The organism is Stutzerimonas kunmingensis (assembly GCF_900114065.1).
Taxonomy (GTDB): domain Bacteria; phylum Pseudomonadota; class Gammaproteobacteria; order Pseudomonadales; family Pseudomonadaceae; genus Stutzerimonas; species Stutzerimonas kunmingensis.
The window spans coordinates 63,757-76,966 of record NZ_FORS01000001.1; the positions used below are offsets into that span (position 1 = coordinate 63,757).

Genomic DNA, 13,210 nt, shown 5'->3' on the forward strand with positions numbered 1-13,210 from the left:
GCGGCTGCATCCGACCGGCCGAGCATGAAGCAACCCGTGTTGCGCTCGTTCCTTATCGCCGCGTTGGCCGGTGCGGCGATCTGGGGCCTGTCGCCTTCGATGACCGGCCATGTCGAGCCCTGGGATGCAGGTGGCCTGTATTACACCGCAGCGCTGGCCTTGGGTGGCTGCTTGTGTGGCTCTATCGCGCCGAAACCCTTGTGGCCGCTCTACGTTGGCTGTGTGGTCGGGCAAACTCTGTATCTGCTCGGATGGTTGCCGACCGGGCCATTGCTCCCCGTCGGGCTGGTGTTCGTGCTGCTGTGCTCCCTGGTCTTTCTCGCCGGTGCCTATGTCGTCTCCCGAGCCCGAACCAGATGGCAGGCTCGAAAGCAGCAGCCGCCCCGTGGCGGCGCCTGATGGCGCCGCCGCGAGCTCTAGGCTGAGAGCTTCTGGCTGAAATTATCGGCGGGCTTGCCGATATCGAGCCGGTCCACGTTCATTACCTTGTCCCAGGCTTTGACGAAGTCCTGCACGAACTTCTCGTTGCCGTCGGCCATGCCGTACACCTCGGCCTGGGCACGCAGCTCCGATTGCGCGCCGAAGATGAGGTCCACGCGGGTGGCGGTCCATGTGGGTTGGCGGGTTTTTCGGTCGAGGCCCTGGAAGCGGTTCTTGTGCTCGGTCGCGACCCACTCGTTCTGCATGCTCAGCAGGTTGACGAAAAAGTCGTTCGAAAGCGTGCCCACACGCTTGGTGAAGACGCCCTCCTGACCGCCGTCCGCGTTGGTGCCCAACACACGCATGCCGCCGACCAGCACGGTCATTTCCGGTGCGCTCAGGCGTAGCAGGTGGGCCTTGTCGACCAGCGCTTCCTCGGGCGCCATGAAGTGGGACTCGTGGTAGTAGTTGCGGAAGCCATCGGCGACCGGGCGCAGCGCTTCGAAGGACTGCGCATCGGTCCACTCCTCCTCGGCATCCATCCGCCCTGGCGTGAAAGGCACGGTGATCTCCACTCCGCCGTCCTTCGCTGCTTTCTCGATCGCCGCGCAGCCGGCGAGCACGATCAGGTCGGCCATGGAGACCTTCTTGCCTCCGGTTCCCAAGGCATTGAACGCGCTCTGGATCTCGCCGAGCTTCTGCAGCACGCGATCCAGCAGGGCCGGATTGTTGATCTCCCAATCCTTCTGCGGCGCGAAGCGGATACGAGCACCGTTGGCGCCTCCGCGCTTGTCCGATCCGCGATAGGTAGCGGCCGAAGACCAGGCAACCGACACCAGCTCGGATACGGAAAAGCCCATGTCGAGGAGCTTCTGCTTCAGCGCGGCGATGTCCGCCTCGTCGATCACCGGATGGTCGCGTTCGGGAATCGGGTCCTGCCAGATCAGCTGCTCCTTCGGCACCAGCGGCCCGAGGTAGCGGCCGATGGGACCCATGTCGCGGTGCGTCAGCTTGAACCAGGCCTTGGCGAAGGCATCAGCGAACTCGTCCGGGTTTTCCAGGAAGTGCCGGGAGATCTTTTCGTACTCGGGGTCGAAGCGCAGCGACAGGTCAGTGGTGAGCATGGTCGGCTTGCGCTTCTTGTTCGGGTCGAAGGGGTCCGGCATGATTTCCGGCGCATTCTTCGCTTCCCACTGGTGGGCGCCAGCCGGGCTTTTGGTCAGCTCCCAATCGAAGTTGAACAGGTTTTCGAAGAAGTAGTTGGACCAGCGCGTCGGCGTCTGGCTCCAGATGACTTCCAGGCCGGAGGTGATCGCATCGGCGCCGATTCCACTCTTGTGGCGGCTGCGCCAGCCCAGGCCCTGATCCTCGATCACCGCCCCTTCCGGCTCCGGCCCCATCAAGGACGGATCACCCGCACCATGGGTCTTACCGAAGGTATGGCCGCCAGCGATCAGCGCCACGGTTTCGTAGTCATCCATGGCCATGCGCGCAAAAGTATCGCGAATGTCGATGGCCGCCGCTTTCGGATCCGGGTTGCCGTTCGGGCCTTCAGGGTTCACGTAGATCAGACCCATCTGCACGGCACCCAGGCCCGGGTGCAGTTGCCGCTCGCCGCTGTAGCGCTCATCGCCAAGCCAGGTGCCTTCCGGCCCCCAGTACAGCTCCTCCGGCTCCCAGGTGTCGGCGCGGCCACCGCCGAAACCGAAGGTCTTGAAGCCCATGGATTCGAGCGCCACGTTGCCGGTGAGCACGAACAGGTCTGCCCAGGAAAGCTTGCGCCCGTACTTCTGTTTGATCGGCCACAGCAGGCGCCGGGCCTTGTCCAGCGCGGCGTTGTCCGGCCAGCTGTTGAGCGGCGCGAAGCGCTGCTGACCGCCACCGGCGCCGCCGCGGCCGTCGGTGATTCGGTAGGTGCCGGCGCTGTGCCAGGCCAGGCGAATGAACAGCCCGCCGTAGTGGCCGAAGTCCGCCGGCCACCAGTCCTGTGAATCAGTCATCAGGGCATGCAGGTCGGCGATGACCGCGTCGAGATCGAGCGAATTGAATGCTGCGGCATAGTCGAAATCGCCACCGTACGGATTGGAACGCGGCGAATGCTGGTTGAGCGATGTCAGGCTCAGCGCCTCAGGCCACCAATCTCGATTGCCAGGGCGTTTGCGGGGCGCACCAGCGCCATGACCGAATGGGCAACCACCACCCGCCTTTTCTCCAGACTCGTTCATGTTCTGCTCCTCACAGTTGTCGATGACGCACTCAAGCGCCGCTTAAAAACAACCTAGCACCCAGCTCATGATCGAACAAAAGCCCCAAATCCCCATCCAGGGCCACTCAAACCCCATGACAATCGCTGCAGAGCAGCAAGCAAGCGGCCTGCCGCGTCCCGATGGCAGTGGAAACGCACTACATGGATTTTCCCTATTGCCTCGATAGGCACAGCCTCCACCGCGCCATCAACGGCACGCAGCCGCCCGCCCACGAGTGGCTCCTAGCCTGCCATAAGCCGCTCTGCTCTGACGCGGATGCTCAGGGTTGGCCTTTGAGGACCCCAACCAATCGCCATCGCTTGGCAGCATATTTTTGCCCACCCTCCTCGCTTGCGGCACACTTGCCGCCTTCGAGGGCACCGCCCCCTTCCGTAGCCGAATCTGCCGTATGACCCGCTCCCCCCTTCGCCGTTTGTTCTTCTCCGTATTGCGTCGCGTGCTGTACTTCTGGGTGCGCTCGGAGACCATCAACCAATCCGCCTTTACCCTCAAGCTGGACCGCAGCAAGCCGGTCTTCTACGTGCTGCAACAGCCTTCGCTCAGCGACTTGGCGGTGCTGGATGCCGAGTGCAGCAAGGCCGGGCTGCCACGCCCGGTGGCCGATGTGGCGGTGGGCGAGCATGTCGAGCCAGCCGCGTTCTTCTTTCTCAATCCAGCGACGAGCTGGTTTGGCCGACGCACGCGTCTGGTGGCGCCGCCGACGTTAGTCAGGCTGGTCGGCGCGCTGGAGCACAATGCGGTGGAGAACGCGCAGATCATCCCGGTCAGCGTGTTCTGGGGGCAGTCGCCGAATCGCGAGACCAGCGCCTGGAAGCTGCTGTTCGCCGACAGCTGGGCGGTTACCGGGCGCCTGCGCAAGCTACTCAGCATTCTGGTGCTGGGGCGCAAGACCCGCGTGCAGTTCTCCGCACCGATCCAGCTCAACGAGCTGATCGCCCTGAATAAGGGCCACGAGCGCACCCTGCGCATGGTGCACCGCATGCTGCGCGTGCATTTCCGTAACCAGAAGACCGCCGTGATTGGCCCCGACCTGTCGCACCGGCGCAATCTGGTCAAGGGCCTGGTGCATGCGCCGCAAGTGCGGCAAGCGATTCGCGACGAGGCCGAGCGCGAGAACATTTCCATCGAAAAGGCCGAAGCCAGGGCGCTGCGGTACGGCAACGAGGTGGCGTCGGACTACGCCTACACCGCCGTGCGCTTCCTCGAAGTGGTGCTGTCCTGGTTCTGGAACAAGATCTACGACGGCATCCGCGTCAACCATATCGAGCCACTGCAGGAAGCCGTGCGCGGTTACGAGGTGATCTACGTCCCCTGCCATCGCAGCCATATCGACTACCTGCTGCTGTCCTATCTGCTGTTCCGCAACGGCCTGACGCCGCCGCACATCGCCGCCGGCATCAACCTCAACATGCCGGTGATCGGCAGCCTGCTGCGCCGGGGTGGCGCCTTCTTCATGCGCCGCTCGTTCAAGGGCAACCCGCTGTACACCTCGGTGTTCAACGAATACCTGCACAACCTGTTCACCCGCGGCTTCCCTGTCGAGTACTTCGTCGAGGGCGGCCGTTCGCGTACCGGCCGCATGCTGCAACCCAAGACCGGCATGCTGGCCCTGACCCTGCGCAGCTACGTGCGCTCGTCGCGCCTGCCGATCCTCTTCGTGCCGGTCTACATCGGCTACGAGCGCGTGCTGGAAGGCCGCACCTACCTGGGTGAACTGCGCGGCGCGACGAAGAAGAAGGAGTCCATCTTCGACATCTTCAAGGTCATCGGTGCGCTCAGGCAGCGCTTCGGCCAGGTCTGGGTCAACTTCGGCGAACCGCTCAAGCTCAACGAATTCCTCGACCAGGAGCAACCCGGCTGGCGCCAGCAAACCTACGCGCCGGATTACCGTCCCGAATGGCTGAACGACACCACCAATCGCCTGGCCAAGCGCATTGCCCAGCGCCTCAACGAGGCGGCGGCGGTCAACCCGGTCAACCTGGTGGCGCTGGCGATGCTCTCCACCAGCCGTCAGGCGCTGGACCAGCAGTCCCTGGCGCGAATTCTCGATCTCTACCAGACGCTGTTACGCGCGGTGCCCTACTCGCCGCACACCACGCTGCCGGAAGGCGACGGCAACGCGTTGATCGCCTACGTGAAGAGCCTCGATCTGCTCGCCGAGCAGAAGGACGCGCTGGGCAACATCCTCTATCTGGACGAGCAGAACGCCGTCCTGATGACCTACTACCGCAACAACGTGATGCACATCTTCGCGTTGCCGGCGCTGCTGGCGAGCTTCTTCCAGAGCAGCTCGCGCATCAGCCGAGAGCAGATCCAGCGCTTCACCGAGGCGCTGTACCCGTACCTGCGTGCCGAGCTGTTCATGCGCTGGGAAGTCGAGGAACTCGACGCCGTGGTCGACCAGTGGCTGGCGGCATTTGTCGAGCGCGGCCTGCTCAAGGTGGACGGCAACCACTACGTGCGCCCGGCCCCGAGCTCGCGGCAGTTCGTCCTGCTCACCCTTCTCGCTCGGGTCGTGGTGCAGACCCTGCAGCGCTTCTACATGGCCACTTCGCTGCTGCTCAACAGTGGCCAGCACAGCCTGAGCGCCGAGGAGCTGGAAAACCTCTGCACGGTCATGGCCCAGCGCCTGTCGATCCTGCATGGGCTGAACGCGCCGGAGTTCTTCGACAAGGCGCTGTTCCGCCATTTCATCCAGAGCATGCAGGAACAGGGCGTAGTCAGCCCGGACGAAAACGGCCGGCTCGGCTATCACGACAAGCTCGCGGAACTGGCCGAAGGTGCGGCCAAGCGCGTGCTACCGGCGGAGATTCGCCTGTCGATCCGTCAGGTGGCGCTGGAGCGTCATCACGACGATTCCGATTCACCGCCTCCCGACGCTGCCGCCTGACGCGGTCAGTCCCGCTGCCAGGCCATCGCCAGTTCAGGATGGCCGGTGTGCGGGTCCAGCTGTTCGCTGATCACAGCAAAGCCATGTCGGCGATAGAAGGCGACGCTGGCGGCATTGGCACTGTAGACCGTCAGCTCGAGCCGCTCACGCACGGCCTTGACCTGCTCGATCAACGCGGAGCCGCTACCGCCGCCCTGGGCACTCGGCGCCACGAAGATCGCCGCCAGAACGTCCTCGACAAGCGCGACAAATCCCAGCACCTCGCCTTCACGCTCATCGACCCAGATCTGTGCCGCTGGCAGGTAGATATCGCGCATGTCATCCAGCTTCGACTCCCAGAATGCCGGGGCGATGAAGTCATGAGCGCGAATGGATGCAGCCAGCCAGATCGTCAGTACCGGCTCCAGGTCATCGGGGCGAAAGGGACGGATCATGTTAGTCGGCTCCATAACGACGGGGGCCGCAACCTTAGCGCATCAGCAACAAGGTGTCCCCCGCCTTCATGGCCCATACTGCTGGTAAACGCCTGCGCCTTGCCCGGCATTGCTTTAGCATCGGCGCCTGACCATGCGGCCGGCGGCATTGCGCCGCTTCTGCACCATTCAATGAATATGAGGGTAATGCCATGTTGCGCATCACGACACTCGTTGCAGGCTTGGCACTTTCCGCCAGCGCTTTCGCCCTGTCACTGTCCGACCTGACCCAGAGCGACGCCAGCGGCGGGCTCAAGGATGCCTTGAGCCAGGGCGCCAAGGTCGCCGTGCAGCAGCTCGGGCGCCCTGGCGGTTTCAGCAGCGATCCTGACGTGCGCATCGAGCTGCCGGGCAACATCGGCAAGGCCTCGCGGATGTTGAAGATGCTCGGCATGGGCGCGCAGGTCGAGCAGCTGGAGAACAGCATGAACCTGGCCGCCGAGAAGGCCGTGCCGGAGGCACAGCAACTGCTGCTGGATGCCGTGCGCAAGATGACCGTGCAGGACGCCAAGGCCATCCTCGCCGGTGGCGATGACTCAGCCACCCAGTACCTGAACAAATCCAGCCGTGAACAGATCCGCGCGAAATTCCTGCCTATCGTCAAACAGGCCACTGACCAGGTTGGCCTAGCGCAGCAATACAACGCCGTCGCCGCCAAGGTGCCGTCGGGATTGAACGGCAGCTACGCCAATATCGAAAGCTATGTCACCGAACAAGCGCTAGACGGCCTGTTCACCGTGATCGCCGAGCAGGAAGCGAGCATTCGCAAGAATCCCGCCGCCGCGGCCACCAGCCTGGCGAAAAAGGTGTTCGGACTGCTTTGAGAGATTGGGTCGAGCTGCGCTGGCTTCAGCCAGCCGCTGCTCGGTCCGCCCTGCGCCGCGGCCAGACCAGGCTGAAACGCGCGCCGCCCAGGTCGCTGTGCCCCAGCTGCGAGCGGCCGCCGTGCCAGTAGATGATCCGCCGCACGATGGACAGACCCAGCCCGTGCCCACCCGAGGCGCGGGTGCGGCTGTCATCCAGACGCAGGAACGGCGTGAAGACCTTTTCCCAATCCACCTCCGGCACGCCGGGGCCGTCGTCGTCCACCTCCAGCCGCACCGTTTGCCCATCGATGGTGAAGCTGACCTGCACCCGACTCTCGGCATGGCGCATTGCATTGGTGATCAGGTTGCTCAGGGCGCGGCGCAGGTATTGCGGCTCCGCCTCGGCCCAGCAGCTGCCATCGGCTGCCGTTGCGCATTCGCCACGCCTGACGCTGACATCGGGACGTAACGGCGCCAGCTCACCGATCACCTGATCGACCAGCGCACCCAGGTCGACCTGCTGGAAATGCAGGGTCGGCGAGCCGCGCTCCAACCGCGAATACACCAGCATTTCGTCGACCAGCGCATCGAGGTCGTCGATGTCGCCGTCCATGCCTTCCAGGTACTTGCGCCGGGCCTCGTCGGTCTGCGCCTCGGCGCTCATTTCCAGGCCGAAACGCAGGCGCGCGACCGGAGTGCGCAGTTCATGGGCCACCGCGCTGACCATCTCCCGCTGCACCGCCAGCAAACGCTGCAGATGCCTGGCCATACCGTTGAACGCCGCCGCCAGGCGCCCGACCGAATCGGTACCGACATCCGGCACGCGGGTTTCCAGATTGCCCGCGGCGATGCGGGTCGCCGCGCCTTCCAGCACGCTCAGGCGCTGCTCCAGCTGGCGCACCAGCAGGTACACCGTCAGACCGATCAACGACAGGCCGAGCAGGCCGATCAAGATCAGCAGCTGCGGCGGATAGGGATTCATCTGGTACAGCGGACCGAGCTGCATGATCCAGCCGGTGCCGGCGATGGCCGCGAACACCCGCACGGCATCACCGCCGCGAGCGAGCGCCATCACCGTGTCGCCCTCGTCCAGCCGCCGACGCTGGTCGTCATCGAGGTTGGCGCTGTCACGTGTCAGCAATTCCAGATCGAAGCCGAAACCACGCGCCTTTTTCAGCTCGGCCAAGCGCTGCGGCTGTTCGGCTTCGGGATAGCGGATCAGCTCGTCGATCAGCAGATAGATGGTGGCGCGCGCCAGCTGTTCGCTGAGCTGCTCGACTTCGCCGGTAAGCACCAGCCGATCTCGCGCACTGACCAGGCTGAACACCGTGGTGCTCTGCGGTCGGATCTGCTCGACCAGCACCTGCCCACGCAGCAAGCGCGCCTCCAGGCGACTTTCCAGGCGAACGTCATCCAGTGTGCGCACCCGCAGCGGTATGCCCAGCAGCCGCCCCCAGAGGTTCGCCGCCTGGCGCCGTTCGATCGGCGTCATGCTGCTCATGTTGTGCGCCATCAGGCGGAAGGTGCCACTGGCCAGGCGCTCGCGGTGATCGTCCGCGCGGTACTGGTTGAGCAGGTGCAGGCCGCCGGCACCGAGCAGCGCCACCAGCACCAGCACCCCCAGCATGCCGCCATAGATGCGCAGGAAAATCGAGTTCATGGGCGGCGGCGCTACACCATCGCCACGGCAGCTTCGGAAACGAACAGATAGCCCTTGCCGCGCACCGTCTTGATCAGCCGCGGATGATCGGGATCGTCACCGATCTTGGGGCGGATACGCGAAATACGCACATCGATGGAGCGGTCCTGACCGTCGTATTCGATGCCGCGCAGCTCGGCGAAGATTTCTTCACGGGAAAGAATGCGTCCAGGGTTGGAGGTCAGCAGCCAGAGCAGGTCGAACTCGGCGCCGGTCAGTTCGATCTGCTGCTCACGCAGCCAGGCTTCGCGCAACGCGCTGTCGATCACCAACGGGCCGAACTGCAGGCGCTTGGCATTGGTCGGTGCCTCTGGCGGCTGACGACGCAGCAAGGCGCGGATGCGCGCCAGCAACAGACGCGGACGCACCGGCTTGCAGACATAGTCGTCGGCGCCGGTTTCCAGCCCCAACACCTGATCCAGATCGTCGGCCCGCGCGGTGAGCATCAGAATCGGGCCATCGTAGCGGTCACGCACCCGCCGGCAGATCGACAGGCCATCCTCGCCGGGCAACATCAGATCGAGCACCACCAGATCCGGGCGCTCCTCGATGATGCGCTCGGCGGCGCAGGCGCCATCCGATTCGATCAACACCTCGAAGCCGCCACTGCTCTGCAGGTATTCCTGCGTCAGCTCGGCCAGCCGTCGATCGTCCTCGACGATGAGAATCCGCCACGTCTCTTGCTCCATCCCCGCCCCCTGTCAGACCGTCAGGCCACAAACGAACAGCGCGCATTGTACCCAACGCCCGGCCCGGCACGATGCACAAAAAGCGGGCAGCGGCAAACACAACATGTAGTGTCATTGACCATCATCAAAATATGCCCGGCGGCGCGTATTTCGTCGGCATTCGGCCGAGCGCCGCAGCCATGCGGCCTGCGGCCGGACGCCGCGCTTTCACCCACAATCCGCACACACGTTATCCACAGGTTATCCCAGACGGCTGCCTTGCATTGGCCCGGAGCCAGCATTATCTTGTCGCTCCTGCGCGCCTTGACCCCTAGATATTGGGCCTGCGCACCGCAACTGACACAATCGAGACATTTTCGAGAGCTGGGCTATCGCCCTGCCTCCCATTGCTCTGCAACACCGTCGGCAGCCTCAGGTCAAGCATTAATGCAAGCCTTCGACAGTCGTCTCCCTGACTTCAAGCGCGGAACTAGCAGCTGTGCTCGGAGCCAAGACAAAACACAACATATTGTGTTGACAGTTTTTCCAGCCTGACTATCCTTCCGGCAACGACTTAGCTCGTCAGCGGCCTAGTCAGGACTATTCCTTGCGATACCACCATGCACCGCGATGCGGGGCATGGCTGATGCAGTAACGACGCCCGGGCTCAACGAAGCCCGCGCAGACAGAACCAGAACCGCGACTAAAAGAGAGAATCCGGAGCCCCCATGCAGAACCCATCCACTCGCGAGAACCCGCTGTCAGCCGATGCACCGGATCTGGCGGCTACCGCCCCGGGCCAGCTGCGCGTGATCAAGCGCAACGGTACCGTCGTCCCCTACACCGACGACAAGATCACCGTCGCCATCACCAAGGCCTTTCTCGCAGTGGAAGGCGGTAACGCTGCCGCTTCCTCGCGTATTCACGACACCGTCGCGCGCCTGACCGAGCAGGTCACCGCCACCTTCCGTCGTCGCATGCCCTCCGGTGGCACCATCCACATCGAAGAAATCCAGGACCAGGTCGAACTGGCCCTGATGCGCGCCGGTGAGCAGAAGGTCGCGCGTGACTACGTGATCTACCGCGAAGCCCGTAGCCAGGAGCGCAAGAGCGCCGCGGCCAACGACATCGCCCAGCCGCACCCGAGCATCCGCGTGACCCGCGCCGATGGCAGCCAGCAGCCGCTGGACATGGGTCGCCTGCAGACCATCATCACCGAAGCCTGCGAAGGCCTGGCCGAGGTCGATGGCGCGCTGATCGAGCGTGAAACCCTGAAGAACCTCTACGACGGCGTGGCCGAGAAGGACGTCAACACCGCCCTGGTGATGACTGCCCGCACCCTGGTCGAGCGTGAGCCGAACTACAGCCAAGTCACTGCGCGCCTGCTGATGGACACCCTGCGTGCCGAAGCCCTGGGTTTCCTCGACGTTGCCGAAGCCGCCACCCATCACGAGATGGCCGACCTGTACTCCAAGGCCCTGCCGGCCTACATCGAGAAAGGCGTCGAGTTCGAACTGCTCGATTCCAAGCTCAAGAGCTACGACCTGGCCAAGCTGGGCGCCGCACTCAACCACGAGCGCGACCAGCAGTTCACCTACCTCGGCCTGCAGACCCTGTACGACCGCTACTTCATCCACAAGGACAACGTCCGCTTCGAGCTGCCGCAGATCTTCTTCATGCGCGTCGCCATGGGCCTGGCCATCGAAGAAGAGCAGAAAGAAGCCCGCGCCATCGAGTTCTATAACCTGTTGTCGTCCTTCGACTACATGGCCTCGACGCCGACCCTGTTCAACGCCGGCACCCTGCGTCCGCAGCTGTCGTCGTGCTACCTGACCACCGTGCCGGACGACTTGGGCGGCATCTACGACGCCATCCGCGATAACGCCCTGCTCTCCAAGTTCGCCGGCGGCCTGGGCAACGACTGGACCCCGGTGCGCGCACTGGGCGCCTACATCAAGGGCACCAACGGCAAATCCCAGGGCGTCGTGCCCTTCCTCAAAGTGGTCAACGACACCGCCGTCGCGGTCAACCAGGGCGGCAAGCGCAAGGGCGCGGTCTGCGCGTACCTGGAAACCTGGCACCTGGACATCGAGGAATTCCTCGAGCTGCGCAAGAACACCGGTGACGACCGTCGCCGCACCCACGACATGAACACCGCCAACTGGATTCCGGACCTGTTCATGAAGCGCGTCTTCGACGACGGCCCCTGGACCCTGTTCTCCCCGTCCGACGTCCCCGACCTGCACGACCTCACCGGCCGCGCCTTCGAGGAGCGTTACGAGTACTACGAGGAGCTGACCAAGTACGGCAAGATCAAGCTGTTCAAGACCCTGCCGGCCAAGGACCTGTGGCGCAAGATGCTCTCGATGCTGTTCGAGACCGGCCACCCGTGGCTGACCTTCAAGGACCCGTGCAACCTGCGCAGCCCGCAGCAGCACGTCGGCGTAGTGCACAGCTCCAACCTCTGCACCGAGATCACGCTGAACACCAACAAGGACGAGATCGCCGTCTGCAACCTGGGCTCGATCAACCTGGTCAACCACATCAAGGACGGCAAGCTCGACGCCGCCAAGCTGGAGCGCACCGTGCGCACCGCTGTACGCATGCTCGATAACGTCATCGACATCAACTACTACAGCGTGCCGCAGGCGCAGAACGCCAACTTCAAGCACCGCCCGGTGGGCCTGGGCATCATGGGCTTCCAGGACGCGCTGTACCTGCAGCACATCGCCTACGGTTCCGATGCCGCCATCGACTTCGCCGACAAGTCCATGGAAGCCATCAGCTACTTCGCCATCCAGGCTTCCTGTGACCTGGCCGACGAGCGTGGCGCCTACTCCAGCTTCCAGGGCTCGCTGTGGTCCCAGGGCATCCTGCCGCTGGATTCGCAGCAGATCCTCATCGAGGCCCGTGGCCAGAAGTACATCGACGTCGACCTGACCGAATCCCTGGATTGGGCGCCGATCCGCGAGCGCGTCAAGAAAGGCATCCGCAACTCCAACATCATGGCCATCGCCCCGACCGCGACCATCTCCAACATCGTTGGCGTGTCGCAGTCCATCGAGCCGACGTACCAGAACCTGTACGTCAAATCGAACCTGTCCGGCGAGTTCACCGTGATCAACCCGTACCTGGTCCACGACCTCAAGGCCCGCGGCCTGTGGGACCCGGTCATGGTCAACGACCTCAAGTACTACGACGGTTCCGTACAGCAGATCGAGCGCATCCCGCAGGATCTGAAGGACATGTACGCCACCGCCTTCGAAGTGGAAACCAAGTGGATCGTCGACGCCGCCAGCCGCCGCCAGAAGTGGATCGACCAGGCGCAGTCGCTGAACCTGTACATCGCCGGCGCCTCGGGCAAGAAGCTCGACGTGACCTACCGCATGGCCTGGTACCGTGGCCTGAAGACCACCTACTACCTCCGTGCCCTGGCCGCGACCAGCACCGAGAAGTCCACCATCAACACCGGCAAGCTGAACGCCGTGTCCAGTGGTGGCAGCGAGGCGGCGAACTCCGCCAGCGCCGCGCCGGCCGCCGAGCCGCAGCCGGCTCCGGTGCCGCTGGCGTGTTCCATCGATAACCCCGACTGCGAAGCCTGCCAATAACTTCAAAGTCGCGGCCCCCAGAGCGGTCCGCGCGTTGTTGCCCGCCAGCCCGGCCCCCATCACGTACATGCGTACGCTCAGGGGCTCCGGACTGACGGGCGCCTAGCGCGACCTCGCTCTGGAACCCGCTCACACCGAGCGGTTTTTTAAGAACGAAGCGAACGACCCGTTCTCGCTTGCCAGGTACCCACAGCCAACGCGGTGGCTATCGATCGAACAAGCCAGACGCCAACACCAAACCAGTCCCCCTGGGGGAGAGGGTTAGGGTGAGGGGCAACCCTCCAGACAAACACAAGCGGTCGGACCAGACACCCGACCGCCCCCTCGCCCCTCCGGGGAGAGGGGCAGCCCCACCAGACGATACAAAAGGCCGGACCTA

At 64.0% G+C, this 13,210-nt stretch carries 8 protein-coding genes; 4 read left to right on the plus strand and 4 right to left on the minus strand.

Annotated features, from left to right (window positions below; genetic code table 11):
- The first annotated feature begins 24 nt into the window (after window positions 1-24).
- A complete protein-coding gene (locus tag BM275_RS00325; protein WP_244153823.1) occupies window positions 25-399 on the plus strand; it encodes a hypothetical protein in 375 nt (124 codons plus the stop codon).
- A gap of 17 nt (window positions 400-416) precedes the next feature.
- Here the strand turns inward: BM275_RS00325 and katG are convergent, their stop codons facing one another.
- The gene (katG, locus tag BM275_RS00330; RefSeq protein WP_090518931.1) at window positions 417-2,645 is read right to left on the minus strand and encodes a catalase/peroxidase HPI; all 2,229 of its coding nucleotides are present in this window, start codon (window positions 2,643-2,645) and stop codon (window positions 417-419) included.
- Between the two features lie 430 nt (window positions 2,646-3,075).
- Here katG and plsB point away from each other — a divergent pair, with 430 nt between their 5' ends.
- On the plus strand, window positions 3,076-5,577 hold the full coding sequence (gene plsB / locus BM275_RS00335) for a glycerol-3-phosphate 1-O-acyltransferase PlsB (RefSeq protein WP_090518932.1): 2,502 nt from the start codon (window positions 3,076-3,078) through the stop codon (window positions 5,575-5,577).
- Between the two features lie 5 nt (window positions 5,578-5,582).
- Here the strand turns inward: plsB and BM275_RS00340 are convergent, their stop codons facing one another.
- On the minus strand, window positions 5,583-6,011 hold the full coding sequence (locus BM275_RS00340; RefSeq protein ID WP_090518933.1) for an N-acetyltransferase: 429 nt from the start codon (window positions 6,009-6,011) through the stop codon (window positions 5,583-5,585).
- A 191-nt stretch (window positions 6,012-6,202) separates the two neighbouring features.
- Here BM275_RS00340 and BM275_RS00345 point away from each other — a divergent pair, with 191 nt between their 5' ends.
- Window positions 6,203-6,874 (plus strand): DUF4197 domain-containing protein, encoded by a 672-nt coding sequence (locus BM275_RS00345; RefSeq protein WP_090518934.1) that lies wholly within the window; start codon window positions 6,203-6,205, stop codon window positions 6,872-6,874.
- A 25-nt stretch (window positions 6,875-6,899) separates the two neighbouring features.
- On the opposite strand, the gene BM275_RS00350 is transcribed toward BM275_RS00345, so the two are convergent.
- Both BM275_RS00350 and BM275_RS00355 read right to left on the minus strand, forming a co-directional pair.
- Window positions 6,900-8,516 (minus strand): ATP-binding protein, encoded by a 1,617-nt coding sequence (locus tag BM275_RS00350; protein WP_046621220.1) that lies wholly within the window; start codon window positions 8,514-8,516, stop codon window positions 6,900-6,902.
- A gap of 11 nt (window positions 8,517-8,527) precedes the next feature.
- Window positions 8,528-9,244 (minus strand): winged helix-turn-helix domain-containing protein, encoded by a 717-nt coding sequence (locus BM275_RS00355; protein ID WP_090518935.1) that lies wholly within the window; start codon window positions 9,242-9,244, stop codon window positions 8,528-8,530.
- Between the two features lie 707 nt (window positions 9,245-9,951).
- Between BM275_RS00355 and BM275_RS00360 the strand changes: the two genes are divergently transcribed.
- Window positions 9,952-12,831, plus strand: a complete 2,880-nt coding sequence (locus BM275_RS00360) for a ribonucleoside-diphosphate reductase subunit alpha (RefSeq protein WP_090518936.1) — start codon at window positions 9,952-9,954, stop codon at window positions 12,829-12,831.
- Window positions 12,832-13,210 lie beyond the last annotated feature (379 nt).